Annotated in this window: 25 protein-coding genes and 2 pseudogenes; 15 read left to right on the forward strand and 12 right to left on the reverse strand. The window is 68.5% G+C overall.

What is annotated here, in order from left to right:
• Positions 1–161: 161 nt before the first annotated feature.
• Positions 162–1,046, forward strand: a complete 885-nt coding sequence (locus O3I_RS02375; RefSeq protein WP_014981291.1) for an SDR family NAD(P)-dependent oxidoreductase — start codon at positions 162–164, stop codon at positions 1,044–1,046.
• The gene (locus O3I_RS02380; protein ID WP_014981292.1) at positions 1,043–2,587 is read left to right on the forward strand and encodes an MFS transporter; all 1,545 of its coding nucleotides are present in this window, start codon (positions 1,043–1,045) and stop codon (positions 2,585–2,587) included. Before O3I_RS02375 ends, O3I_RS02380 begins: the two co-directional genes overlap by 4 nt.
• A gap of 455 nt (positions 2,588–3,042) precedes the next feature.
• On the opposite strand, the pseudogene O3I_RS02385 reads toward O3I_RS02380, so the two are convergent.
• A pseudogene (locus tag O3I_RS02385) lies at positions 3,043–5,322 on the reverse strand (ATP-dependent Clp protease ATP-binding subunit); the annotation flags it as partial.
• Between the two features lie 5 nt (positions 5,323–5,327).
• On the opposite strand from O3I_RS02385, the pseudogene O3I_RS02390 reads away from it, so the two are divergent.
• A pseudogene (locus tag O3I_RS02390) lies at positions 5,328–5,645 on the forward strand (NDP-hexose 4-ketoreductase); the annotation flags it as partial.
• 57 nt (positions 5,646–5,702) lie between these two features.
• Here O3I_RS02390 and O3I_RS02395 read toward each other — a convergent pair.
• A complete protein-coding gene (locus tag O3I_RS02395) occupies positions 5,703–6,494 on the reverse strand; it encodes an LLM class flavin-dependent oxidoreductase (RefSeq protein WP_014981295.1) in 792 nt (263 codons plus the stop codon).
• Positions 6,495–6,745: 251 nt separating this feature from the next.
• On the opposite strand from O3I_RS02395, the gene O3I_RS02400 reads away from it, so the two are divergent.
• On the forward strand, positions 6,746–7,387 hold the full coding sequence (locus O3I_RS02400) for a vWA domain-containing protein (protein WP_081594270.1): 642 nt from the start codon (positions 6,746–6,748) through the stop codon (positions 7,385–7,387).
• A 9-nt stretch (positions 7,388–7,396) separates the two neighbouring features.
• Here O3I_RS02400 and O3I_RS02405 read toward each other — a convergent pair whose 3' ends face one another.
• Both O3I_RS02405 and O3I_RS02410 read right to left on the reverse strand, forming a co-directional pair.
• Positions 7,397–8,059 (reverse strand): response regulator transcription factor, encoded by a 663-nt coding sequence (locus tag O3I_RS02405; protein WP_014981297.1) that lies wholly within the window; start codon positions 8,057–8,059, stop codon positions 7,397–7,399.
• The gene (locus O3I_RS02410) at positions 8,056–9,510 is read right to left on the reverse strand and encodes a sensor histidine kinase (protein WP_141692257.1); all 1,455 of its coding nucleotides are present in this window, start codon (positions 9,508–9,510) and stop codon (positions 8,056–8,058) included. The genes O3I_RS02405 and O3I_RS02410 overlap by 4 nt, the downstream gene beginning before the upstream one ends.
• 162 nt (positions 9,511–9,672) lie before the next feature.
• Between O3I_RS02410 and O3I_RS02415 the strand changes: the two genes are divergently transcribed.
• On the forward strand, positions 9,673–10,566 hold the full coding sequence (locus O3I_RS02415; protein ID WP_014981299.1) for an ABC transporter ATP-binding protein: 894 nt from the start codon (positions 9,673–9,675) through the stop codon (positions 10,564–10,566).
• Positions 10,563–11,414, forward strand: a complete 852-nt coding sequence (locus O3I_RS02420; protein ID WP_014981300.1) for an ABC transporter permease — start codon at positions 10,563–10,565, stop codon at positions 11,412–11,414. Before O3I_RS02415 ends, O3I_RS02420 begins: the two co-directional genes overlap by 4 nt.
• An 81-nt stretch (positions 11,415–11,495) precedes the next feature.
• On the opposite strand, the gene O3I_RS02425 is transcribed toward O3I_RS02420, so the two are convergent.
• The gene (locus O3I_RS02425) at positions 11,496–12,110 is read right to left on the reverse strand and encodes a TetR/AcrR family transcriptional regulator (protein ID WP_014981301.1); all 615 of its coding nucleotides are present in this window, start codon (positions 12,108–12,110) and stop codon (positions 11,496–11,498) included.
• Between the two features lie 135 nt (positions 12,111–12,245).
• Between O3I_RS02425 and O3I_RS02430 the strand changes: the two genes are divergently transcribed.
• The 3 genes from O3I_RS02430 (at position 12,246) to O3I_RS02440 (ending at position 13,832) form a co-directional block, all read left to right on the forward strand.
• Positions 12,246–12,893 carry an FMN-dependent NADH-azoreductase gene (locus O3I_RS02430; RefSeq protein WP_014981302.1) on the forward strand — a complete coding sequence of 216 codons (648 nt, stop codon included), beginning with the start codon at positions 12,246–12,248 and terminating at the stop codon, positions 12,891–12,893.
• 1 nt (position 12,894) lies between these two features.
• Positions 12,895–13,215: a DMT family transporter gene (locus tag O3I_RS02435; RefSeq protein ID WP_014981303.1), complete on the forward strand. Its 321-nt coding sequence runs from the start codon at positions 12,895–12,897 to the stop codon at positions 13,213–13,215.
• A 176-nt stretch (positions 13,216–13,391) separates the two neighbouring features.
• Positions 13,392–13,832, forward strand: coding sequence for an OsmC family peroxiredoxin (locus O3I_RS02440; RefSeq protein WP_014981304.1), 441 nt, complete (start codon positions 13,392–13,394; stop codon positions 13,830–13,832).
• Positions 13,833–13,894: 62 nt separating this feature from the next.
• Here the strand turns inward: O3I_RS02440 and O3I_RS02445 are convergent, their stop codons facing one another.
• The 4 genes from O3I_RS02445 to mhuD form a co-directional block, all read right to left on the reverse strand.
• A complete protein-coding gene (locus O3I_RS02445; RefSeq protein ID WP_014981305.1) occupies positions 13,895–14,392 on the reverse strand; it encodes a hypothetical protein in 498 nt (165 codons plus the stop codon).
• A 35-nt stretch (positions 14,393–14,427) separates the two neighbouring features.
• Entirely contained in the window at positions 14,428–15,249 is an 822-nt protein-coding gene (locus O3I_RS02450; RefSeq protein WP_014981306.1) for a CbtA family protein, read from the reverse strand.
• Positions 15,240–15,434, reverse strand: coding sequence for a CbtB domain-containing protein (locus O3I_RS02455; protein WP_014981307.1), 195 nt, complete (start codon positions 15,432–15,434; stop codon positions 15,240–15,242). The genes O3I_RS02450 and O3I_RS02455 overlap by 10 nt, the downstream gene beginning before the upstream one ends.
• Before the next feature lie 285 nt (positions 15,435–15,719).
• The gene (gene mhuD, locus O3I_RS02460; protein ID WP_014981308.1) at positions 15,720–16,034 is read right to left on the reverse strand and encodes a mycobilin-forming heme oxygenase MhuD; all 315 of its coding nucleotides are present in this window, start codon (positions 16,032–16,034) and stop codon (positions 15,720–15,722) included.
• Between the two features lie 85 nt (positions 16,035–16,119).
• On the opposite strand from mhuD, the gene O3I_RS02465 reads away from it, so the two are divergent.
• On the forward strand, positions 16,120–16,863 hold the full coding sequence (locus O3I_RS02465; RefSeq protein WP_014981309.1) for an alpha/beta fold hydrolase: 744 nt from the start codon (positions 16,120–16,122) through the stop codon (positions 16,861–16,863).
• A 175-nt stretch (positions 16,864–17,038) separates the two neighbouring features.
• Here the strand turns inward: O3I_RS02465 and O3I_RS02470 are convergent, their stop codons facing one another.
• Positions 17,039–17,929 (reverse strand): A/G-specific adenine glycosylase, encoded by an 891-nt coding sequence (locus tag O3I_RS02470; protein ID WP_014981310.1) that lies wholly within the window; start codon positions 17,927–17,929, stop codon positions 17,039–17,041.
• A gap of 90 nt (positions 17,930–18,019) precedes the next feature.
• Here O3I_RS02470 and O3I_RS02475 point away from each other — a divergent pair, with 90 nt between their 5' ends.
• Both O3I_RS02475 and O3I_RS02480 read left to right on the forward strand, forming a co-directional pair.
• Positions 18,020–18,643, forward strand: coding sequence for a carbonic anhydrase (locus tag O3I_RS02475; protein WP_014981311.1), 624 nt, complete (start codon positions 18,020–18,022; stop codon positions 18,641–18,643).
• Positions 18,644–18,774: 131 nt separating this feature from the next.
• A complete protein-coding gene (locus O3I_RS02480; protein ID WP_041562367.1) occupies positions 18,775–19,455 on the forward strand; it encodes a hypothetical protein in 681 nt (226 codons plus the stop codon).
• Here O3I_RS02480 and radA read toward each other — a convergent pair.
• A complete protein-coding gene (radA, locus tag O3I_RS02485; RefSeq protein WP_014981314.1) occupies positions 19,452–20,864 on the reverse strand; it encodes a DNA repair protein RadA in 1,413 nt (470 codons plus the stop codon). The two genes, O3I_RS02480 and radA, sit on opposite strands and share 4 nt — an antisense overlap.
• Positions 20,865–21,004: 140 nt before the next feature.
• Positions 21,005–21,745: a hypothetical protein gene (locus O3I_RS02490; protein WP_041562368.1), complete on the reverse strand. Its 741-nt coding sequence runs from the start codon at positions 21,743–21,745 to the stop codon at positions 21,005–21,007.
• A gap of 359 nt (positions 21,746–22,104) precedes the next feature.
• Here O3I_RS02490 and carD point away from each other — a divergent pair, with 359 nt between their 5' ends.
• Genes carD through ispF form a run of 3 tightly spaced genes read left to right on the forward strand, consistent with a single transcriptional unit; the run spans position 22,105 to position 23,797 of the window.
• Positions 22,105–22,593, forward strand: coding sequence for an RNA polymerase-binding transcription factor CarD (gene carD / locus O3I_RS02495; protein WP_011206964.1), 489 nt, complete (start codon positions 22,105–22,107; stop codon positions 22,591–22,593).
• A 2-nt stretch (positions 22,594–22,595) separates the two neighbouring features.
• Positions 22,596–23,321 (forward strand): 2-C-methyl-D-erythritol 4-phosphate cytidylyltransferase, encoded by a 726-nt coding sequence (ispD, locus tag O3I_RS02500; RefSeq protein WP_014981316.1) that lies wholly within the window; start codon positions 22,596–22,598, stop codon positions 23,319–23,321.
• 8 nt (positions 23,322–23,329) lie between these two features.
• Positions 23,330–23,797, forward strand: coding sequence for a 2-C-methyl-D-erythritol 2,4-cyclodiphosphate synthase (gene ispF, locus O3I_RS02505; RefSeq protein ID WP_041563325.1), 468 nt, complete (start codon positions 23,330–23,332; stop codon positions 23,795–23,797).
• Positions 23,798–23,843 lie beyond the last annotated feature (46 nt).

Genomic DNA, 23,843 nt, shown 5'->3' on the forward strand with positions numbered 1-23,843 from the left:
CCCGCCCCGCGCCCCATTGCGCACATTTGCTGCCCAGTTTGCGGCACCCCACCGTTATGCATACCTTGGCGGGTGGTGCCCGTGCGTAGCAAGCCCCGAGACTCGGGATCGTGACTTGTTTCACGTTGGGCGGCAGATGGTTTGACGTAGATGAGGTGGATATGCAACCCAGTGATCGAACAGCGCGTGGTGCCGTCGTACTGACCGGAGCGTCGTCCGGTTTGGGTCGGGCCGCCGCAATTCATCTCGCACGCAGCGGATTCACAGTTTTCGCCGGTGTGCGATCGAAAGAAGCTGCGAAAGATTTGGCAAACGAATCCGAACACCTGATCCCGCTCGAACTGGATGTCACCTCGGCGGCGGCGATTTCGGCAGCCCGGGAAAAAGTCACCGAAACGTGTGGTGAACAAGGGCTGCTGGGCTTGGTGAACAATGCGGGCGTGTGCGTCTCGGCCCCGCTGGAATGCGTTTCCGCGGAAGACCTGCGCTATCAGCTCGAGGTGAACGTGGTGGGCGCGATGGCGATGGCGCAGGCATTCTTGCCGCTGCTGCGCGCGGGCCGGTCGGCGGGTGGCCCGGTGGGCCGGATCGTGAATGTCAGCTCCGGTGTCGGGCGGGTTGCCTCGCCGTTCCTGGGCGTCTACGCCACCTCGCAATTCGCCAAAGAGGGCCTGTCCGATTCGCTGCGCCGGGAGCTCGCCGCGCAGTCGGTGAGCGTGTCGGTGATCGAGCCGGGCGCCATTCTCACCCCGATCTGGGACAAGGTCTCCGACACCGCGGAGCGCATCCTCGGCGAGTCCTCGCCCGAGGTCGCGGCCGTCTACCGGAAGCCGTTCACCGCGTTCGTCGCGATGAACGACCGCCGCGCGAAAGCCAGCCGCACCAAACCGGACCAGTTCGCCGCCGCGGTGGCGCATGCGATGACCGCGCAGCGTCCCAAGGTGCGCTACCGGGTCGGTATCGACTCGTGGGCAGCGACTTTCGCCTCGCGCCTGCTGCCGGACAGCGTGCTCGACACGGTGCTCGTCAAGGCGACCGCTAGGTGAGGACCCGCTACCTCGGCCTGGCGGTGCTCTGCCTGGCCGAGGTGCTCGTGGTGATCGACAACACGATCATCAACATCGCCTTGCCGACCCTGAGCCGGGAGCTGGGCGCGGGCGTGAGCGGGCTGCAATGGTCGGTCGACGCCTACACCCTGACCTTCGCCGGATTCCTGCTAGCCGCAGGAAATTTGGGTGATCGATACGGACGCAGGCTGGTGCTGTTCATCGGCATGGCCGGCTTCGGGGTCGTCTCGGCGATCGCGGCCTCGGTGGACTCGCTCGGCGCGCTCATCGCGGCCAGAGCGGTGCTCGGCGTCTTCGCCGCGGCAGTGTTCCCCGCGACGCTCGCGCTGGTCACCGTCCTGTTCACGGAGAAGCGAGAACGTTCGATCGCGGTGGGGCTGTGGGCCGGGGTGGCGGGCATCGCGATCGCGTGCGGGCCGCTGGTCAGCGGTTGGCTGCTGGCGCATTTCAGCTGGCATTCGGTGTTCTGGATCAACGTGCCGGTGGCCGTGCTCGCCTTCGCCGGAACCGTCCTGTGGGTTCCGGAAGCCAAGGCAGACAACCCCTCTCGGCTCGACGCGGTCGGGCTCGTGCTCTCGGTGCTCGGCGTGACGTTGCTCGTCTGGTCGATCATCGAGGCGCCGCGGCACGGCTGGACCGCGCCGGTGACCCTGGCCGGTGGCGCGGGCGCGGTGCTCGCGCTGGCCGTGTTCGTCTGGTGGCAGTTGCGGGTGCCGTATCCGCTGCTCGACGTGCGCCTGTTCACCCACCGCCGCTTCGCCATTCCGGCGGCGGCGATCTCGGTGGCGTTCTTCGCGCTGTTCGGCTTCGTGTTCTTCTTCACACTGTATTTCCAAGCGATACGCGGATATTCGACGCTGGAGACGGGTGTGCGGGCGCTGCCGTACGCGCTGGGCGTCGCGCTGACCGCACCGGTGGGCATGTGGGCGGGCCGCCGCTTCGGTACCGCCGCACCGGTGGTGCTCGGTCTGGCCATTTTCTGCGGCGGGTTCATCGTGGCCGCCTACTCCGACGAGTACACCTCCTACGTCGGCGTGATCCTGCCGGTGACGCTGGTGATGGGCGCGGGACTCGGCCTGGTTCAGGGCCCCGCCACCGAATTGCTGATGTCCAACCTCGCGGAGGCGGACATGGGGGTCGGCGCCGCGATCAACGACACGACGCGCGAGATCGGCGGCGCGCTCGGCGTCGCGGTCATCGGGTCGGTGCTGGCCTCGAACTATTCGTCGGCGATCCGGCCGCGGGTGGAGGGCGCCGGCCTGCCGCCGGAGGCCGCCGACGCCGCGGTGTCCTCGGTGGTCGGTGGTTTGGAGGTGGCTCGGCGGATCCCGATCCCCGAGCTGCGGGAGCAGGCATATGACGCGGTGCGGGCGGCGTTCTCTGGTGCGATCTTCTGGACGTCGATGACGGCGGCGATCGCGACCGGGGCCGGTGCGCTGCTGGTTGCGTTCGGTTTGCCATGGCGCGAGGGCAGGCACGACACGGCGGCCGCACCGCTCGACGTGGTGGGCAAGCGCTGACGGGCACGGCCTGCCCGGGTCGGGAGGGCGCGGCGGGCAGGCCGTCGCGCGCTCGTCGGACGCCTGCTGTCCCCACCGTCGACCGGTCGGTTCCCGTAGGGTGGAAGCGAGCGGCCAGACCCGCCGGTGACACCGATCCCGCAGGTCGACCTCACGCCGAACCGTCGTGCCACGAGCAACCAGGCGAGGGGCGAGCAGCGGTGCGGTGACCGTGGTCGGCCGGGAACTGTGCACGGACGTTCGGGTTGCCACGTTTTCATCTGTTCGCTGAGGGCAAAACCTTGTCGGAAACGAATCATGCAACGCTCACGTTATGAGTGAATGACCGTGCTGACGCCGGTCGCCAATAGGGTGGACTGGCGGCGGCAGTATCCCCCGGCAACTAGAGTGGAGTCGGGGGCCACGACCCCCGGGCTTCATGGCAGGCTGACGCCCACGGTTGTTACACAGCACACTGCGGCGTCTGTTGCCAGAATGTCGGAAGCAGGAGAGTGAGGGACCATGTCCTTGTTCTTCAGCTGTTTGGCGACGCGGCCGATCATCAGGTCGACCATCTGCACGATCTGGTCGGTGGTGAGCTGGTGGAAGACGATGACGTCGTCGATGCGGTTGAGGAACTCAGGGCGGAAGTGTTTCTTGAGTTCGTCGTTGACCTTGAGTTTCATCCGCTCGTAGTTCGAGCCCTCGGCGTTGGACTGGGTGAAGCCCAACCCGACCGCTTTGGAGATATCGGAGGTGCCCAGGTTCGAGGTGAAGATCAGCACGGTGTTCTTGAAATCGACCGTGCGTCCCTGACCGTCGGTGAGCCGGCCGTCTTCGAGGACCTGCAACAGGGTGTTGTAGATCTCCTGGTGTGCCTTCTCGATCTCGTCGAACAACACCACCGAGAACGGCTTGCGCCGCACCTTCTCGGTGAGCTGACCACCCTCCTCGTACCCGACATAGCCGGGAGGAGCACCGAAGAGCCGCGATGCGGTGAACCGGTCATGGAACTCGCCCATATCGATCTGGATGAGCGCGTCGTCATCACCGAACAAGAAGTTCGCCAGCGCCTTGGACAACTCGGTCTTACCCACACCCGAAGGACCGGCGAAGATGAACGACCCCGACGGGCGCTTCGGGTCCTTCAACCCCGCCCGCGTACGCCGGATCGCCTTCGACACCGCCTTGACCGCGTCTTCCTGGCCGATGATCCGCTTGTGCAGCTCATCTTCCATCCGCAGCAACCGGGTGGTCTCCTCCTCGGTCAGCTTGAACACCGGAATACCGGTCCAGTTCGCCAACACCTCGGCGATCTGCTCGTCATCGACCTCGGCGACCACATCCAGATCACCGGAACGCCACTGCTTTTCCCGCTCGGCCCGCTTGGCGACGAGCTGCTTTTCCTTGTCCCGCAACCGGGCAGCCTTCTCGAAGTCCTGCGCATCGATCGCGGACTCCTTCTCCCGGCGCGCATCCGCGATCTTGTCGTCGAACTCCCGCAGATCCGGCGGCGCGGTCATCCGGCGGATCCGCATCCGCGCACCCGCCTCATCGATCAAATCGATCGCCTTGTCCGGCAAGAACCGATCATTGATATACCGATCCGCCAGCGTCGCCGCGGCCACCAGCGCACCATCGGTGATCGACACCCGATGATGAGCCTCATACCGATCCCGCAAACCCTTGAGAATGTTGATCGTGTGCTCCACCGTGGGCTCACCGACCTGCACCGGCTGGAACCGCCGCTCCAACGCCGCGTCCTTCTCGATGTACTTACGATACTCATCCAGCGTCGTCGCACCGATGGTCTGCAACTCACCACGCGCCAGCTTCGGCTTCAAAATCGAGGCCGCATCGATCGCACCCTCGGCAGCACCGGCACCCACCAACGTGTGCAGCTCATCGATGAACAAGATGATGTCACCACGCGTGTTGATCTCCTTGAGGACCTTCTTCAAACGCTCCTCGAAATCACCACGGTAACGACTACCCGCCACCAGCGAACCCAGATCCAAGGTGTAGAGCTGCTTGTCCTTGAGCGTCTCAGGCACCTCACCATTGACGATCGCCTGCGCCAAACCCTCCACCACCGCGGTCTTACCCACACCGGGCTCACCGATCAACACCGGATTGTTCTTGGTGCGCCGGCTCAACACCTGCATCACCCGCTCGATCTCCTTCGAGCGCCCGATCACCGGATCCAGCTTGCCCTCCAACGCCGCCTGAGTCAGGTTACGGCCGAACTGATCGAGCACCAGCGACGTCGACGGCGTACCCGCCTCACCCCGCGAACCCGACTCCACCGGCTCCTTACCCTGATACCCCGACAACAACTGGATCACCTGCTGACGCACCCGATTCAAATCAGCACCCAGCTTGACCAGCACCTGCGCCGCCACACCCTCACCCTCACGGATGAGACCCAGCAAAATATGCTCGGTACCGATGTAGTTATGACCCAGCTGCAACGCCTCCCGCAGACTCAGCTCCAAAACCTTCTTCGCCCGCGGGGTGAACGGAATATGACCAGACGGAGCCTGCTGACCCTGCCCGATGATCTCCTCCACCTGGCTACGCACCCCCTCGAGCGAAATCCCGAGCGACTCCAGCGACTTGGCCGCGACACCCTCACCCTCATGAATCAGCCCCAGCAGGATGTGCTCGGTACCGATGTAGTTGTGGTTGAGCATCCGGGCCTCTTCCTGGGCCAGGACAACGACACGCCTCGCACGGTCGGTGAACCTCTCGAACATCGCCGATCGAGCTGGCTCCGCAGGGCAAAGCGCTGCTGGCCAAGCGCGGCTTCGACCCCGTGCTCGGTGCCCGCCCGCTGCGGCGCACCATCCAGCGCGAGATCGAGGACCAGCTCTCGGAGAAGATCCTCTTCGGCGAGATCGGCCCCGGCCAGACCATCGTGGTCGACGTCGAAGGCTGGGACGGCGAAGGCTCCGGCGAGGACGCCAAGTTCACCTTCACCGGTAAGGCGAAGCTGACCAAGGGCGACAAGACCGAGGACAAGCCCGAAGTCGTGCTGACCGGCGCGACCGAAGGTTCCGCGGAAGCCGTCGGCGAGTAAGAGCACCACGAAAGGCCCGCCTTCTCTTGGGAGGCGGGCCTTTTCGCGTCGTTCGTGCTAGGGCGACCAGTGTGTGAGCACCGGCGCGAAGGCGTCCGCGATCTCACCGGGGACGATCACCTCGTCGATGCCGTACTTTTCGCGGCGAGTTTCCAGTGTCTCGATGGCGGCGGCCGGATCGGCGTCGAGGACGCCCGCCGCGCCCGCTGCGCGCAACGCGCCGGTCGTGTGGCCGAGGCGGGTGCTGGTCCAGTAGGGCAGCCGGTCGCCGATGCCGATCAGCTGATGGCTGAAGGCAATCGGACGGTCGGTGTGGTCGCGGACGATACGGACCATGTCGGCCAGTTCCGGCTCGGTGACCTGTGGTCCCGCCGCGAGCAGGATCCGGTCGGCGAATTCGGCTGCGGCGGCCAGCATCCGGGGGCCACTGGCGGCCACGATGACCGACGGCGCGGGATCGACCGCCGCGCGGACCGCGGCCACCGTGTCGGCCAACTGTGCGCGCCGGGCTGCCGCGGATCCCCATGGCAGGCCGAGCTGTTCGGCTTCGGCGCTCGCGCCGGGCCGTCCGGAACCGATGCCGAGTTCGAAGCGTCCATCCGAAAGTAGTTGCAGCGCCGCGGTTTCCCGGACGGTAGCGGCGGCGTTGCGCAGTGGTCCGGCGAGCACGTTCGGGCGCAGCCGGATGGTGCCGGTGACGGCGGCCGCGGCGGCCAGCGCCGGGAACGGCGACGGGGTGTCGAGCGTGTCCGGCAGCAGGATCGTCGCGTAGCCCTGCCGTTCGGCGGCTTGCACGGACCGGACCCACTCGGTACCGGAGCGCGGGATGAGGACGATGGCGAATTTCATGCGCCAAGCCTGCGCCGGGAGACCGTACCGTGACATCGGCCGCGCGTCCCCGGTCGATATACGCCTGCGCGCGTACGCGATCGCGGCCGATGCGGGTAGTGCTCCGAGTTTGCCGCAGTGCCGGGCGGGTCACGGTGCGCAGGCTGCTCGATGGTTGCCGTTCGCGGACGTCCCGAGCTTCGACTCGCGCGGTGGACGAGCGGATCGGCGTACGTTGGATGGGGTTCGATACACCGACCGCGGGGGTGCGTATGACAAATCCAGATCTGACCTTGATCGCTGTATTGCTGGACCGCTCCGGCTCGATGCAGTCGATCAAAACCGACACCGAGGGCGGTTTCGCCGCGTTCCTCGAGCAGCAGCGCGAAGTGCCGAAGACGATCGAGGTGACCCTCGCGCAGTTCGACACCGAATACGAATGTCTCTACGCGAACAAGCCGCTCGCCGAGGTTCCGCCGCTGCAGTTGCAACCCCGCGGGATGACCGCGCTCTACGACGCGGTCGGCAAGCTGGTCACCGATATCGGCACCGAGCTGTCGAGGCGCCCGGAAGATCAACGGCCGGGCACGGTCATCGTGGTCGTGCTCACCGACGGTCACGAGAACTCCAGCCGGGAATGGTCGCACGCGGCGGTGAAATCGCTGATCGTGCAGCAGCGCGAGGTGTACAGCTGGGAGTTCCTGTTCCTCGGCGCCAATATGGACGCGGTCGAGATCGGCACCGGCATGGGCTTCGATCCCGGCTCCTCGATCACCTACGCCGCTGCGCCGCAGGGTGTTTCGGCAGTCTTCCGCTCCGCGTCCCGCTACTCCGCGCGGTTGCAGAGCGCGCCGGGCGCGCCGGGGCGCGGCTTCACCGACGCCGAACGGCAGGAGGCGAACCCGGGCAGCTGAGCGGCGCGTCTACTGCCAGCCCGGCCGCACCAGGCCGGACTCGTAGGCCATGACCACCAGCTGGGTGCGGTCGCGGGCGCCGAGTTTCATCAGGATCCGGCTGACGTGCGTGCGCGCGGTGGCGGGGCTCATGAACAGCCGCGCACCGATCTCGGCGTTGGTGAGACCCTCCGCGACCAGCACCATCACCTCGCGCTCGCGCTCGGTGAGTTCGGAAAGTGTTGCGGGCGGTGGGGTTTTCGCGTGCGCGGAGAATTCGGCGATCAACCGCCGGGTGACGCCGGGGGAGAGCAGCGCGTCCCCGGCCGCCACCACCCGCACCGCCCGGACCAGGTCGGCGGGCTCGGTGTGCTTCACCAGGAAGCCGGTCGCGCCGGCGCGCATCGCCTCGAAGACGTACTCGTCCAGCTCGAAGGTGGTCAGCACCACCACCCGCACCGCGGCCAGCTGGGGATCCTCGGCGATCATGCGGGTCGCGGCCAGACCGTCCAGAATCGGCATCCGGATGTCCATCAGCACCACGTCGGGCGTCAGGCTGCGAGTCATCCGCACGGCCTGTTCCCCGTTGTCCGCCTCCCCCACCACCTCGATCCCGTCCTGCGCGGCGAGCAACGCCACGAACCCACCCCGCACCAGCGCCTGATCGTCGGCCACCAAAACCCGGATGCTCATGGGCGCACCTCGTCCGCGCTCGGTTGACCGGCGGTTCGGTCGCCGGGGCGGATCGGGCGGACGTTGTCGGGGCGCGCGGTGTCTTCCGGGCGGGGGACGGGCGGCTTGCGGTCGCTCGGTTCCATGGGCTGCAAGGGCAGTCGGGCCGCGACGCGGAAGCCGCCGCTCGGGCGGGGGCCCGCGGTGAGCGCACCGCCGAGCGCGTGGGTGCGCTCGCGCATGCCGAGGATGCCGTTGCCGCCGCCGGGGCCCGATTTCGGGGTGGCGGACGCGGGCCGGGAATTGTCGACGGTGATGTCGACCGATTGCGCCGCGTAGCGCACGGTCACCGAGGCCTGCGCGCCCGGTGCGTGGCGCACTACGTTCGTCAGCGACTCCTGGATGATCCGCGCGCCTGCCACGTCGATCACGCTGGGCAGTTGCTGCGGCGTTCCGATGATCTTGGTGTCCACCGCGAGTCCCGCCGCGCGCGCCCGTTGCAGCAGCGCGTCCAGGTCGCCGATGCTCGGTGCCGGAGCACGCGGTGCCGCCGGGCGCGGCGCGTCCGCCTCCGATTCCCTGCTCGCACCACCGGATTCGTGCTCCTCGGCCGGAACCCGTCCGCTGCCACCGGCATTGCGGGTGGTCCAGCCGCGGCCCGGCCGCCGCCGATTCGGTGCGGGCGGCTCTTGCACGAATTCGGCTGCCTCGCTGTCGGATTCGCCCGCGACCGGACCGCCGGAGCGAATCGAGTGCAGCAGCGTGTGCACTTCGGCCAGTGCGTCCCTGCTCGCCGTCTTGATCGCGTCGAGCGCGGTCGCGGCCTGTTCCGGTTTCTTGTCGAACAGCTCCAGCGCGACCGACGATTGCACATTGATCAGCGAAAGACTGTGCGCCAGTACGTCGTGCAGCTCGCGGGCGATCGCGAGCCGCTCCTCGCCGGCCCGCCGCTCCCGCTGTGCCTCCTCGTCGCGGCGGGCGGCCTCGGCGCGCTGTCTGCGCGCGATCAGGACGACCTTGCGCTGCCGGATCCCCTCGGCGGCGCACAGCAGCACCACCAGCCACGCCATCAGGGCGAAGATCTGCCAGACGTTGGCGCCGCGCCCGAACAGTTCGGGCACCGGCCAGGCCAGCACCAGATAGCCGAGCGGCACCAACGGGTAGGTCCACCAGCGTGATCCGATGCTTCCCGCGGTGAGGAACGCGATGATCAGCGACAGGAAGATCGGCCCGTAGCCGTACCCGAGCGACAGGTAGGCGATGCACGCGCCGAGCGCGATCAGCAGCACCGGCACCGGATGGGCGCGTCGCCAGATCAGCGCGACGGGTCCGGCGAGTAGTAGCGCGTAACCGATTACCCCGAGCGAATTCTCGCCGATTCTCATGTTCGCGAACGTGCCGCCGACGATCTGGAGCGCGGCGACGACGAGCGCCACACCCCAATCCCAGCCCAGTGAGCCTCGACTCGTCATGCTTGTCCTCACCCGCAGCAGCCTATTCGGCTCGTCGGCCGAACGGCGTCCGCCTCGCTACGTATTGCTCAGGTAAGGCAGCAGCGTAGTGCGGCTTACGTACCCGCAACGTCGCCGCGGGACGGATGTGGCGGGCCGGGGGCACGGCGAATGCTCAGTGGCATGAGAGATTCGATCGTGGTCACCGACGGGCTGACCAAACGCTACGGCGAACACGTCGCCGTCGACGACGTGCGCATGCGCGTGGCGGCCGGCGAGATCTACGGTTTTCTCGGGCCGAACGGCGCGGGCAAGACGACCACGCTGCGCATGCTGGTCGGGCTGATCCGGCCGAGCGCCGGCACCGCGACCGTGGCCGGGCACGCACCCGGTGCGCCGGCGGTGGTGCGCCGAATCGGTGTGCTCATCGAGGGGCCCGGCTTCTACCCGTACCTTTCCGGCCGGGACAACCTGCGGGTCTTGGCGAAATACCGTGGTCTCGGCCGCGACGACCTCGAGGACGCGCTGGACCGGGTCGGACTGGCCGACCGCGCGGACGACAAGTTCCGCACGTACTCGCTCGGCATGAAGCAGCGGCTCGGCGTCGGCGCGGCCCTGCTCGGCCGGCCGGATCTGCTGATCCTGGACGAGCCGACGAACGGCCTCGATCCGCAGGGCATGGCGGAGATGCGGGAACTGATCACCGCGCTGGCCGGCGACGGGCACACCGTACTGCTGTCGAGTCACATGCTCAGCGAGGTGCAGGAGATCTGCGATCGGGTCGGGGTGATCTCACACGGCAAGCTGCTCGTCGAATCCACTGTCGCCGAATTGCGCGGCGCCTCATCGCTTCTGCTGCGCGCCGAGCCGATGGAGGTGGCCTTCCCGGCCGTGCGCGGCGTGGTCGGCGAGCGGGCCGCGATCCTCACCGCGAGCGGCATCCGGATCGAGGGCGTCGACGGCACCGCGCCCGCGGTGGCGCGTGCGGTGATCGACGCGGGCGCCGACCTGCTGGAACTGCGACGCGACGAAAAGTCGCTGGAGGAAGTGTTTTTCGAGATGACGAGCGGACAATGACGATGAAAGACCTGATTTCGAGCACGCGGGCCGAGGCGCTGCGGCTGCGGAAGTGGCCCGCGTTCTGGATCATCCTCGGCACCTGGATCCTGCTGAATCTGACGTTCTCGTACCTGTTCAACTACCTCGCCTATACCTCGGGTGAGTCCGGCCGGATGTCGAACGGACTGCCCAGAGAGCTACTGCTGCAACAGATGCTGCCCGCCGCGGTGCCCGGCGTCTTCACCCAGGGCATGGCGATGTTCGGCGGTGCGCTGATGCTGGTGCTCGGCGCGCTGACCACCGGCAGCGGATATGGCTGGGGGACTTGGAAAACCGTGTTCACCCAGGGGCCTTCGCGGATCAACGCGGTGGGCGGCGTGCTGGTGAGCCTGCTGGTGGTGGTGCTCGCGCTGGTGCTCACCGCGTTCGTGGTGGACATCGGGGTGGCGTCGTTGATCGGTGCCACCCAGGGGCAGTCGCTCGCACTGCCTTCGCTGCGGCAGTCGGCGCTCGGGGTGCTCACCGGTGTCGTGATTCTCGGGATGTGGACGCTGGCGGGCGCGTTGATCGGGGCCCTCGCGCGCGGACCTGCGCTCGCGGTCGGTCTCGGGCTGGTGTGGGTACTGGTGGTGGAGAACCTGCTTCGCGGGGTGGCAGGCATCTTCGCGCCGATCGCGGTGCTCACCGATCACCTGCCCGGGACCGCCGCTGGGTCGCTGGCCGGCGCGATGCGGACGGTCGGGGCCGGGACGCCCGGCGTGCTCGACATTTTGTCCCGCACCGAAGCGCTGATCGTGCTGGCGATCTATATCGCGCTGTTCGTGGCGGGGACGGTGTATTCGATGCGCAGGCGCGACCTGGTGTGACCGTTCGAGTCGAAAGCCGTTGGCGGACTGCCCGCCAACGGCTTTCATCGTTGTGGGGCCAGAGCGTCCTGGCGACGCAGCTCAGTCGTCCGCGGGGCGCAGCACGGCGTGCGCGAGCCGGGACAGCGCTTCCGCGATCCGCGCGGAGCTGAGGCCGCGACCGCGCTGCTGCTGGAACACCTCGGCCGACAGCGGCGCCAGCAGCGGATCGATCAGCGCGTCGGGCTCTCGAATCCCCGCCTCCCGCAACAGCGCTCGCACATGTGCGGACCAGAATCCGTACGCCCCGGTCGCGAAGCGAGCCCCACCGGTCTCCGCGCCGAGCACGAGATCGGCATGTGCGTCCAGCATTTCGACCATCGCGACGTAGAACGCGGCCAGCCGTTCGGCGGGCGGCGCACCGGGCCCCAGCGGCGGCTCGCCCCCGATCAGCTGCTCCTGCAATGCCCGTTCGTGCTCGTCGAGCAGGGCGACCGCGATCGAATTCCGGTCGGGGTAGCGCCGATACAGCGTGCCGCGGCCGACGCCGGCCGCCTTCGCGATGTCGTCCATGGTCACCGTGCGCGGGTCGCGGGTGGCGAACAGCTCCGCCGCCGCGGCGAGCACCTTGGCCCGATTGCGAGCGGCGTCCGCGCGCTCCGGTGGGGCGGCGGGGACGGCCGCTTGCCCGCTGAGCAGGTCCGGATGGCTGGTCATGCTGCCGACTGTACTCGATTTCCGAATAAGTGGACAACATGTCCAGTTGTCGCTACAGTCGATCTCGCCATCAAGTGGACATGTCGTCCACTTAAGTTTCGACAGGTGCCGAGAGCGCCGAGTGAGGTCCGAAAAATGAGCAGCTTGTTGCACCTGGACGCGAGCGCACGCACCCGTTCGATCAGCCGGGAGGTCAGCGCCGCGTTCGCCGCCGCATGGCAGGCGCAGCACCCGCACGGCGAGTACCGCTACCGGGATCTGGCGGCCGAGCCGGTCCCGTTCATCGACGAAGCGTGGACCGAGCTGTGCGATCTGGTGCTGCGGCAGGAAAGCACCGATCTCTATGCCCTGGGCGATCTGGTGCGCTCGCCCGCGCAAGCCGCCGCATGGGAGATCGTGCGACCGCTGCTGGCCGAGGTGCTCGCGGCGGACGTGATCCTGATCGGCACCCCGATGTACAACTACTCGATCCCCGCCTCGCTCAAGGCCTGGCTGGACCAGGTGACGTTCCCGCGAATGTCGTTGGGCCACAGCCGTTTCGTGGTGACCACCGCGCGCGGCGGCAGCTACGTGCCGGGCGCGCCCAAAGCCGCCTACGACTATCAGGAGCGTTTCCTGCGCGACTTCTTCGCGGGTCATTTCGCCGTGCACGACACGGTCTTCGTCAACGCCGAATTGGCCAACGCGCGCCAGGATCCGGCGCTGGCCCACCTGCGCGACAAGCACGACGAGTCCTACACCCGGGCCCTCGAGGCGGCGCGTGATCTGGCAAAGGAGTACTGACATGAACTGGGTCGTCCTCGGTCTCGCCGGACTGGTCGAGATCGTCTGGTCGCAGAGCATCAAACCGACGGAGAACTTCACCCGCCCGGTGCCGACCGTGCTCTGCTTCGTGCTCGGCGCGACCGCCGTCTACCTGCTCTCGCGCGCCATGCAGACGCTGCCCGTCGGCACCGCGTACGCCGTGTTCACCGGCATCGGCGCGGTCGGTGCCATCGGGCTGGGCATCGTGGTGCACAAGGACCCGTTCAGCGCGGGCCGCGCACTGGCGCTGTCGATGATCATCGGCGGGATCGTCCTGGCCCGGGTCACCAACCCGGAGTGAGGTCAATGCGTCGGCACCGCAACCGATTTGGCGTGGATTCGGCATATTCGGCGCGGAACCGCAATTCCTCGGCCCTGCGTCCGCGGCACTCGAGTCGGACCTGAAGACGTGGCGGGGCGGACTGGCTAGGCTCGGTGCCGCATCGGAATCGATCAGAATTCACCGAAAGGACCGTGATGCCTACACGTAGCGCGCGTACTGCCTGGACCGGCTCTCTGCAGGAAGGCTCGGGGCAGGTCGAGCTGACCAGCTCGGGCGTCGGCAAGTACGACGTGTCGTTCCCGAAGCGTTCCGCCGAGGAGGCCGACGGCACCACCAGCCCGGAGGAGCTCATCGCGGCGGCGCACTCGTCCTGCTACGCGATGGCGTTGTCGGCCCAGATCGGCAATGCGGGCGGCACGCCGGAGAGCCTGGACGTCTCTGCCGACGTCACCCTCGGCCCCGACCCGGCCGGCGGCTTCCGGATCAGCGGCATCAAGCTGACCGTCCGCGGCAAGGTCTCCGGCATCGACGCCGACGCGTTCGCCGCCGCGGCCGAGGCCGCCAAGGCGGGCTGCCCGGTGAGCAAGGCGCTGGCGGGCGTCGACCACATCACCCTCGACGCCGCCCTGGCCTGAGAACGCGCGACTGCCCCGGTTCGGTGCTGCCGAACCGGGGCAGTCGGGTGCTGTCCCAACGCTTATGCGCCGGAGCGAGCGAAGAAGCGGCGAGCAGCCGGGTGATACATCGCTGGAATGGCGACCAGGACCGCCAGCACGTGGATCGCGCGGAGCAGTCCGATCACGGCCGACTCGGCGTCGAGGTGGTCGAAGAGATCGCCGAACCGGTCCGCGGACAGCAGGGCCGCGAGCGGCTCGATGATCAGCGAGGCCAAGCCGACCACGCCGATGCCGAAGGTCAGCACCAGCCGCGCCCAGCGGGCACCGGCCGACATCCGGATGGCGACCAGGAGCACGACGAAGTAGATTGCCAGGCGCACGGCCAGCCCGGACGTGACGCCCGCGACATCGGCCTCGTTCCGCTCCAAAATCAGTGCGGCGCGCAGGATTCCCTCGCCGACCCCGGCGAGCAGGGCGGTGACGAGGCCGACGAAGGCGACGCGCACGGGGCGCGGCGGCGCGGCGGGAGCGTCCGAACGCAGGTGTGCTGGCCAAACGGAAAAGGCAGTGCCGGTCATGACACCGACACTGCCCTGCGTTCTCCCGCTGCGGATCAGCCCGCGGTAGCGACCGGCTCTCGTACCGGAGTATCAGTGCGCGAGGCGAATTCGGTGAGCGCGGCGAAGCCGAGGGCCAGGCAGGCCCACAGCGTGGCCGTCTCGGCGAGCGAAGCCACCCGGAACTGCCACAGCAGACTCGCCGGGAAGTCCGTCTTCACCTCGTCGATACCGGGCAACAGGATGTAGCCCAGCGCGGTGATCAGTACGAAAACGGCGAGCCCGCCGATCAGCCGCAGCGTACTCGGTTGCGCCCGCAGCAGTTTGAACGCGTAGACGGCCGCGCCGACGGCAACGAAGCCGAGCGCGACGGCGGCCACCCACAGCAGGGTGCGTTCGTTGATCGTGTCCGGATCACCGACCGCGGGCGGATTCGCCGGATATTTGAAGAACGGCACCGCCACGATCGCGGCCCAGCCGCCGAGCCCGAGGCCGAGCGCGAGCGCCGGCCCGCCGAGGGTGGTGTAGCGCCGCGCGAAGTGCGCGACCGAGGCGAAGATCGCGCCGAGCGCGAGCCCGGCCAGACCGAGCGCCAGGAATTGGCCTGCCTTCTGCCCGGCGCGGCTGACCAGTGGTTCTTCCTCGTCGCCGTGCGAATGTCCGCCGGTGGCTTCCGGTTCGGCGCCGTGCGCGTGCTCGGCGGGCGGCGCGGTAGCGGCCTCTTCGATGGCGATGGCCGCCTCGACCTTCGGTTCGCCGACGAAGTAACCGACCGTGGCGGCGAGCAGACCGGCGATGAGACCGGCCAGCAGGCCACGCAGCAGCAGGGTTTTCAGGGAACCGGTGAGGGGAGGAGCAGTGTGGGAGTTCAGTGGCACGGAAGCCCCAGCAGGTGGCGTCCATCGTGCATCAACTCGTGCAGATACATCCCGCTGCGCGAGATGACACCCTGATCGAAACCGACCAGGTAGAGCGTGAGTAGTGCGAGAAGAACGACACCGACTGTGATGAGCACAGTGGCCAGTGAATCGTTTGCCCGGCTCGGCGAATGCGCGATAGCCATGCGAGTCCTCCTTGGGATGCGCCGATCGGACCGTGTCCGCCTGCGCTTTTCCGCGTCCCGTCGAGTGGTCGGCGCGAAGGTGCCGGTGTCTGGCTTTCCGGCACCCGATGACCCGGTGCATGGAACACAGTGGCGCGACCGCTCCGGAATCACACCGGAATTACCGCATCACCCTCGCGTTTTGTCATTCGAACTGTGACACCTGGAGGCGGCCGCCGTCAACACGACCAGCGACGACCGCGTCCCGGCCTCGGGCGAGTCGCTGGGCCCCGAGTTGGACCGCGCTCAGATGGCGGGTTTGCCCGCGATGTCGAGCACGACCTCGAATTCCAGCAGCGACGCACCGGTGGAGACCGGCTTCTGGCGTTCGCCGGCGTGCGCCTCGCGAGCGGGCCCGTCCCGCCACGCCGCGAACGACTCTTCCGAATCCCACTGGGTGACAACGAAGTACCGGTTCTCGCCGGCCACCGGCCGCAGCAGCTGGAAGCCGAGGAAGCCCGGCGAGCCCTCGACCGCGTGCGCGCGGTGGGCGAACCGCTTCTCCAACTCGGGGCCCGCGCCCTCGGGAACCTCGATCGCGTTGATCTTCACAACAGCCATGGCCTCGACAATACGACCCGCGCGGCCGGGCCGGGGATGAGCCTGCTCGGGGCCGGGCGCACAGCGGCACGGCACAATCTGGAGCGTGTTGCACGACGAAGGTGGCGCGGGCGTCCCGATTCTGCTGTTGCACGGGTTGATGGGCAGTGCCCGGACCTGGCACGACCAACTGGACTGGCTGCGCGGCCACGGCCACGTGTTCACCTTCGACGCCGCGGGCCACGGCCGACCGGCCCCGGCCGAGCTGACCACCGAGGCGTTCGTCGCCGATCTGGCCGCCGCGACCGCGGGCATCACCGAACCGATGGTGGTGATCGGGCATTCGATGGGGGCGCTGCACGGGTGGGTGTTCGCCGCGACCTATCCGGAGCGGGTGCGCGCGCTGGTGGTGGAGGACATCGCACCGGATTTCACCGGCCGGACCGCGGCGGGCTGGGCCGCCATGATCGAGGCCTGGCCGCAGCCGTTCCCGGACGAGGACGCCGTGCTCGCGTTCTTCGGGCCGGTGGCCGGGCGGTACTTCCTGAACTCCTTCGAGCACGGGCCGGACGGCTACCGGTTACACGGTTCGGTAGAGACGTTCCGCGACATCTCGGAAGAGTGGGGCACCCGCGACTTCTGGTCGCAATGGCAGGCCCTGCGCGTGCCCGCGCTGCTGCTGGAGGGCGAGCACACCATCACCCCGCCCGGTCAGATGGCGCGGATGGCCGCCACGCATCCCGACGCGCGGCACGTGATCGTCTCGGGCGCAGCACATCTCGTGCACGACGACCAACCCGCCGCCTACCGCGCCGAGGTCGAGCGCTTCTTGCGGCGCGTGCTCGGGTAGCCGCACCTGTGCCGCCTTTCTGCACCCGCTCTCGTTGCCGGAGAGAGTGCGTCGGGTCAGCGGGGTGCGGCTCAGGAAGTCGCCCGCAGCCGGAGGGCGTGCGTCGGGTCAGCGGGGTGCGGTTCAGGAAGTCGCCCGCAGCCGGAGGGCGTGCGTCGGGCCAGCGTTGTGCGGCTCAGACGCCGCCCTCGCCCGCCAGTGCGAACAGCCCGTCGGCGGTCTGTTCGACGAGACCGTCGACGAGCAGAGAGTCCAGGGCGCGAGCGCGCTGGCCCGGATCGCGCGGCCAGGCCAGGTCGAGCCGGACCTGTTCGACCGGCCCGGTGGCGTCGCGCAGGACATCGAGCAGGCGACCGCGGGCCTGACGGTCGGTGCCCTCGTATTTCTGCGTGCGCCGGACCACCTCGGAGACCGGGCGGCCCGCGCTCACCCAGGCGCAGGCCGGTAAGGGGCAGCGGGCGCAGTCGGGGGTACGGGCGGTGCACACCACGGCCCCGAGTTCCATCAGCGCCGCCGAGAACACCGCCGCCCGGTCGATCTGCTGCGGCAGCAGGGCCTCGGTCTCGGGCAGATCGCGTGAGGAGGGGTTGCCGGCCTCGGCGCGACCGTGCACGGCCCGCGCGACCACCCGCCGGACATTGGTGTCCACCACCGGAACCCGCTGCCCGTAGGCGAAGCACGCGACCGCCCGGGCGGTGTAGGCGCCGATGCCGGGCAGCCCCAGCAGCACCTCGACGTCGGCGGGGACCACGTCACCGTGTTCGGCGGCGAGCACCCGCGCGCACTCGTGCAACCGCAGCGCGCGCCGGGGATAGCCGAGCTTGCCCCACGCCCGCAACACCTCGGCCTGCGAGGACGCCGCCATCGCCGACGGGACCGGCCAGCGTGCCACCCACTCCCGCCAGATCGGTTCGACCCGGACCACGGGGGTCTGCTGCAACATGATCTCGCTCATCAGGATCTGCCAGGCGGTGACGCCCGCCCGGCGCCACGGCAGATCCCGCGCGGTTTCCTGGTACCAGTCCAGCAACACGTCCGCATCGATACTGTTCGGGGCTTTCCTCACGATTCCTGTCTTACTGTCGCCGGTCGGTGTTAGCCGATCTGTAACCAATCGAACTCGCTGGTAACACAAGCGTTGTGCACAATGGTCGGTATGCCTGATTCAAATCCGATCAGTGCCTGGAAGTCTTTGCGAGAAGGCAACGATCGCTTCGTCACCGGCACGCTGCTGCATCCTAGTCAGGGGGCGGCCGACCGAGCCAAGCTCGTCAGCGGCCAGCACCCGTCCGCGATCCTGTTCGGCTGTGGCGACTCCCGGGTCGCGGCCGAGCTGATCTTCGACCAGGGACTCGGCGACATGTTCGTGGTGCGCACCGCGGGCCACGTGGTCGACAGTTCCGTGCTCGGCTCGATCGAGTACGGCGTCCAGGTCCTGGACGTGCCGCTGATCGTGGTGCTCGGGCACGACAGCTGTGGCGCGGTGAAGGCCACCATCGACGCACTGGACGGCGGTGAGGTGCCCGGCGGGTTCATCCGCAGCGTCGTCGAGCGGGTCACGCCGTCGATCCTGGTCGGCCGCCGCGAAGGCCTTTCCTCCGTCGACGAGATGGAGGCCAGGCACGTGGTGGAAACCAGCAAGCTGCTCATGCAGCGGTCGATGATCATCTCCCAGCGCATTGCGGCCGGCGAACTCGCGATCGCCTGTGTCACATACAAACTCGCCGAGGGCAAGGTGAAACTGCACCGCGTCGTCGGCAACATCGGCGAACTCGCCTAGCTCCCGGCCGCCGTCCCGACCCACGTCGCCGCAGCGTGCGGCCCGGAATTCACCCGGCACTCCGGCCGGGTCCGGGCCGACACGCCGCGGCCCTGAGTCGTTGCGCCCGACCGTGCCCTTACCGTTGAGGCGTGCTGGAACCGAATGGACCGCTGCCACCGGAGATCTATTGGCGTCGTCGCGCGTTGGCGATCGGGGCCTTGGTCGTGGCGTTGGCGCTGGTGATCTGGCTGGTGCTCACGGTATCCCGCGGCGGCGACTCGCCCGGTGACTCGAAGCCCGTCGCGGCCGGCTCGTCCACCTCGGTGCCGAGCAAAACCGCGGACCCCTCGACGCCGAAACCGTCCGGCAGCGCCGAATCCAGCGCGCCGCCCTCGACCAGTGCGGCGCCCGCGTCGAACGAACCCGCCGCGGGCCAGTGCCCCGACCAGTCGCTGGCGATCAAGATCAGCGTGGACCAGCCGACGTATCGGGTCGGCGAGCAGCCGAACTTCCGCATGGTCATCACCAACATCTCCAGCACGCAGTGCCAGCGGGACATGAACTCGGCGCAGATCCAGGCCTCGGTGCTGTCCCTGGACGGCCAGCGCCGGTTCTGGACCAGTTCGGACTGTTCCCCGGTCGACGAGTCGAACGCGCGCAACCTCAAGCCCGGTGAGCAGGCGCTGTTCACGGTGCGCTGGTCGGGCACGACCTCGCAGCAGGGTTGTGTGGGCGAGCGGGTGCCGGTTCCGGCGGGCGCCTACCAGGTGGTGGCCCAGTTCGGGTCGCTGCACAGCTCGCCCGAGCCGTTCAACCTGACGCCCGCTTAGAAGTCGGGGGCGGTCTCCTTCGGCTCCGGCTTCTCCCGCTTCTTGCGGGTGCCGGTGATCCGGATGGCCGCGCGCACGTCGGCGACCTCGTGGATCTTCATGCCGCCCCGTTTCAGCGGTGCGTAGCCGGGCGGCACCAGGGCGGTGGTGAAACCGAGGCGCTCCGCCTCGGCCAGCCTGCGTTCCAGCCCGGTCACCTTGCGCACCTCACCGGCCAGACCGACCTCGCCGAGGATCACCCAGCCCGCCGGAATCGCCACCTCGGAGTTGGCGCTCGCGATGGCCAGCGCGATGGCCAGATCGGCGGCGGGCTCCAGCAGCCGCATGCCGCCGACGGTGGCCGCGTAGACGTCGGACTTGCCGATGAACACCTTGCCCCGGCTCTGCAGCACGGCGAGCACCATGGCGACCCGGTTGTAGTCGAGGCCGCTCACCGCGCGCCGCGGGTTCGGGATCTCGGTCTCCACGGTCAGGCCCTGCACCTCCGCGACCAAGGGTCGCTTGCCGTCCATCGCCACCGTCACGGCGGTGCCAGGCACCGAATCGGTGCGGTGGTGCAGGAACAGGCCGGACGGATCGTCGACACAGGCGATGCCGTCCTCGTGCAGCTCGAAACAGCCGACCTCGTCGGCGCTGCCGAAGCGGTTCTTGATGCCGCGCACCATGCGCAGCGTCGAGTTCTTGTCGCCCTCGAACTGCAACACCACGTCGACGAGGTGTTCCAGCGTGCGCGGGCCCGCGACATTGCCGTCCTTCGTGACGTGCCCGACCAGCAGCACGGTGATGCCGCTGGCCTTGGCCAGCGAGGTCAGCGCCGCGGTCACCGCGCGGACCTGGGTGACGCCGCCGATCACGCCGTCCACCTCCGGCGCGAGCATGGTCTGCACCGAGTCGACCACGAGCAGGGTGGGGCGCACCTGTTCCACGTGACCGAGCAGCACGGAGAGATCGGATTCCGCTGCGAGATAGACCCTTTCGTGCACCGCGCCGGTGCGGTCGGCGCGCAGGCGGACCTGGCCCGCCGACTCCTCCGCGGTGACATACAGCGAGCGCGCGTCGTGCTGGCGGGCCCAGCGGTGCGCGACCTCGAGCAGCAGCGTCGACTTGCCGACCCCCGGCTCGCCGGACAACAGCACCACCGAGCCCGGCACCACGCCGCCGCCGAGCACCCGGTCGAGCTCGCTCACGCCGGTCGGACGGGCCTTGGTGATCTGCGAATCGATGCTGGAGATGGGGGCGGCGGCGGTACTCGGCAGCATCGCGCGCCGGGCGGGCGCGCCCGCGCCGGTCGCCGCGACGGCCACCTCGTCGATCGTGCCCCAGGCGCCGCAGTCGGGGCATTTGCCCACCCACTTGGCGACCTCGTGCGTGCAGGCGGAGCACCGGAAGATCGACTTGGTCTTGGCCACATGCGCACCATACGGATCGCCTCCGACAACGGCGGCAGCCGACGCCGGGGGAGCCGTGCCGTGGCCGCACCGCGGAATGCGAACGGCCGCCGCACCGTTGGGTGCGACAGCCGTTTCGTCAGGGGGTCTGGACGGCTTTTTTAGTGCCCGCCGCCCTTGTGCTCGGCCTCGGCCGGGCCGGACTTGTCCGATTCGTGCCGCTCGGTCACGACGCCCGCGTCCACCGGCACCTGCACCTGGACGGTCCCGTTCTGCTTGAAGTTGAACGTGACGGTGTAGGTGAGCCCCGGACCGATGTCCTTGCTCAGGTTGGTGATCTCGATCAGGATCGGCTTGGCCGCCGGATCGTCGGAGACGGCGGGCTCGGTCGCGTGCTCACCGGTGCCGTGCGCATCCGCCGGCGCGGGCGTGCTGCTCGGCGCGCCCGAGGTGGTCGGCTTGGCCGTGGCGGGCGCCGCGTGCGTATCACCGGCCGGTGCGCCGTGCGCGCTCGGCGCGGCGGCGGCCGCGACCACGGTCTGCTGCGGGGCGAGCGCCACCGTCGACTGACCGGCCGCCGGCGTGATCTTCACCGTGCCCAGGTCGGTGCTGATGCTGGTCAGCTCGTCGGGCACGGACGGGCTGTTGTTGACGATGGACAGCGCGATGAGCGCCTTGCCGCCCTTGGCGTTCGTGTACTCGGAGCCGTGCGCGGGGAACACGATGTGCACGTTGCGCAGCGCGATCTTGCCGATGTCCGCGTGGTTGCCGTTGATCGCGGCCACCTGGTCCGCGGTCTGTGAGATCTGACCCGCGCTACAGCCGGTCAGTGCAATCGCCGCTCCGGCGGCGAGTGCGGCAACCGGCACCATGCGACGGCGCACCTTTTGCAAGGCGGTCACAGCTTTCAGGGCAGTCACGGGTTGTCCCTCCATGTCGACCGGGCTCACTCCGCTAGGGAGTTAATAACTAGGGAGCGTAGTAGTTCGTCCGGCGGACCGGGACCCGGGGCTCGCGACTCGCGGGCGGTTGGTAACAACTCGATCGAGTGCCGACCGGTTGCGGACGTGCTGCCAGCGATGTTCGCGGCTGAGCGCGGGCACAATGCGGGGAGTTAACCCGTTCTGGCACAACATAATGCACACCGACCGGGTCTTGTCAAGCCCTGAGGTTGCCTCGTTGTGGCCCTGACCTGCATGGTTGATCGCGCCGTTACCGAGTCGCATGTTAAACTGTGAACATCGAAAGGGGCACGGGACACATGATTTTTAAGGTCGGAGACACCGTCGTTTACCCCCACCACGGAGCGGCGCTGATCGAAGCTATAGAGACTCGCACCATCAAGGGTGAACAAAAAGAGTATCTGGTCCTGAAGGTCGCCCAGGGCGATCTGACTGTTCGGGTTCCCGCTGAGAACGCCGAATACGTCGGCGTACGTGACGTCGTCGGCCAGGAGGGTCTCGATCGAGTCTTCCAGGTTCTGCGCGCGCCGCACACCGAGGAGCCGACCAACTGGTCCCGCCGCTACAAGGCCAACCTGGAGAAGCTCGCCTCCGGCGATGTGAACAAGGTGGCCGAGGTCGTTCGTGACCTGTGGCGTCGGGAGCAGGATCGCGGGCTGTCCGCCGGCGAGAAGCGCATGCTCGCCAAGGCCCGGCAAATCCTCGTCGGTGAACTCGCGCTTGCCGAGGGCACCGATGACGGCAAGGCCGAGACGCTGCTCGACGAGGTCCTCGCCGCGGCTTCCTGACCGTGAACACATTCGACAACGGTGCTCGTCTCACCGACGGAACCGTCGTTGCTTTGGTGCCTGCCGCCGGTCGCGGCGTCCGCCTGGGTGAAGCCACACCCAAAGCGTTCGTCCCGGTCGGCGGCAGCCCTATGGTCCGGCTCGCCGTCGAAGGTCTCCTGGCCTCCGGCGCGGTCGACCGGATCATCGTTATGGTTCCCGCCGAATTCGTCGAGAGCGCCGTTGCCCTGCTGCCGCCCTCGGATTCGGTACACGTGGTCGTCGGCGGCGCCGAGCGCATCGATTCGGTGCGAGCCGGCCTCGCCGCCGCACCCGAGGCCGCTTACTACCTGGTGCACGATGCCGCGCGCGCACTCACGCCACCCGGGCTGATCGCCCGGGTCGCTGCCGAGTTGCGCGCCGGCCATCTCGCCGTCGTTCCCGCGTTGCCGGTCGCCGACACGATCAAGTCGGTCGATGCCGCGGGCGCGGTCACCGGTACCCCCGATCGTGCGCAACTGCGCGCCATCCAGACGCCGCAGGGCTTCGCGGGCGAGCTGTTGCGCTCGGCCTATCTGTCCGAGGGCGTGCAAGCCACCGACGACGCCGGGCTGGTCGAACTGCTCGGCACCCAGGTGCGCACCATCCCCGGCGATCCGCTGGCTTTCAAGATCACCACGCCGCTCGATCTGGTGCTCGCGCACGCCGTGCTCGACGGTGCGGACCGTCCCCGGGCGGTCGCGCGATGACCGACGGCATGCGGGTCGGCATCGGTAGCGACGTGCACCCGATCGAATCGGGCCGCCCCTGCTGGATGGCGGGCCTGCACTTCGAGGGCGATGACGGCTGCGCCGGGCACTCCGACGGCGATGTCGCCGCGCACGCGCTCTGCGACGCACTGCTCTCCGCCGCCGGGCTCGGCGATGTCGGCGCGGTCTTCGGCACCGGCCGCCCGGAATGGGCGGGCGTCTCCGGCGCCGCCATGCTGAAGGAAGTGCGCAGGCTGCTCGGCGAGGCCGGTTTCGAGATCGTCAACGCGGCGGTGCAGGTGATCGGCAATCGGCCGAAGATCGGCCCGCGTCGAGCCGAGGCCCAGCAGGTGCTCGGCGAACTACTCGGTGCGCCGGTCTCGGTATCGGGCACCACCACCGACGGACTCGGCCTCACCGGCCGCGGCGAGGGCGTTGCCGCGATAGCAACCGCCCTGCTACAAGCCTGTCGCTGACCCCGCTCCGGCGGACCTGAGCCGGGTCCGTGTACAGGCTTGTCTA

Source organism: Nocardia brasiliensis ATCC 700358, from assembly GCF_000250675.2.
Lineage (GTDB): Bacteria > Actinomycetota > Actinomycetes > Mycobacteriales > Mycobacteriaceae > Nocardia > Nocardia brasiliensis_B.

Bases quoted from the DNA above. Each gene is read 5' to 3' on its own strand.
- O3I_RS02375 (WP_014981291.1), top strand. From the start codon at position 162: ATGCAACCCAGTGATCGAACAGCGCGTGGTGCCGTCGTACTGACCGGA.
- O3I_RS02395 (WP_014981295.1), bottom strand. From the start codon at position 6,494: ATGAAATTCGCCATCGTCCTCATCCCGCGCTCCGGTACCGAGTGGGTC.
- O3I_RS02400 (WP_081594270.1), top strand. From the start codon at position 6,746: ATGACAAATCCAGATCTGACCTTGATCGCTGTATTGCTGGACCGCTCC.
- O3I_RS02405 (WP_014981297.1), bottom strand. From the start codon at position 8,059: ATGAGCATCCGGGTTTTGGTGGCCGACGATCAGGCGCTGGTGCGGGGT.
- O3I_RS02410 (WP_141692257.1), bottom strand. From the start codon at position 9,510: ATGACGAGTCGAGGCTCACTGGGCTGGGATTGGGGTGTGGCGCTCGTC.
- O3I_RS02415 (WP_014981299.1), top strand. From the start codon at position 9,673: ATGAGAGATTCGATCGTGGTCACCGACGGGCTGACCAAACGCTACGGC.
- O3I_RS02420 (WP_014981300.1), top strand. From the start codon at position 10,563: ATGACGATGAAAGACCTGATTTCGAGCACGCGGGCCGAGGCGCTGCGG.
- O3I_RS02425 (WP_014981301.1), bottom strand. From the start codon at position 12,110: ATGACCAGCCATCCGGACCTGCTCAGCGGGCAAGCGGCCGTCCCCGCC.
- O3I_RS02430 (WP_014981302.1), top strand. From the start codon at position 12,246: ATGAGCAGCTTGTTGCACCTGGACGCGAGCGCACGCACCCGTTCGATC.
- O3I_RS02435 (WP_014981303.1), top strand. From the start codon at position 12,895: ATGAACTGGGTCGTCCTCGGTCTCGCCGGACTGGTCGAGATCGTCTGG.
- O3I_RS02440 (WP_014981304.1), top strand. From the start codon at position 13,392: ATGCCTACACGTAGCGCGCGTACTGCCTGGACCGGCTCTCTGCAGGAA.
- O3I_RS02445 (WP_014981305.1), bottom strand. From the start codon at position 14,392: ATGACCGGCACTGCCTTTTCCGTTTGGCCAGCACACCTGCGTTCGGAC.
- O3I_RS02455 (WP_014981307.1), bottom strand. From the start codon at position 15,434: ATGGCTATCGCGCATTCGCCGAGCCGGGCAAACGATTCACTGGCCACT.
- mhuD (WP_014981308.1), bottom strand. From the start codon at position 16,034: ATGGCTGTTGTGAAGATCAACGCGATCGAGGTTCCCGAGGGCGCGGGC.
- O3I_RS02475 (WP_014981311.1), top strand. From the start codon at position 18,020: ATGCCTGATTCAAATCCGATCAGTGCCTGGAAGTCTTTGCGAGAAGGC.
- carD (WP_011206964.1), top strand. From the start codon at position 22,105: ATGATTTTTAAGGTCGGAGACACCGTCGTTTACCCCCACCACGGAGCG.
- ispF (WP_041563325.1), top strand. From the start codon at position 23,330: ATGCGGGTCGGCATCGGTAGCGACGTGCACCCGATCGAATCGGGCCGC.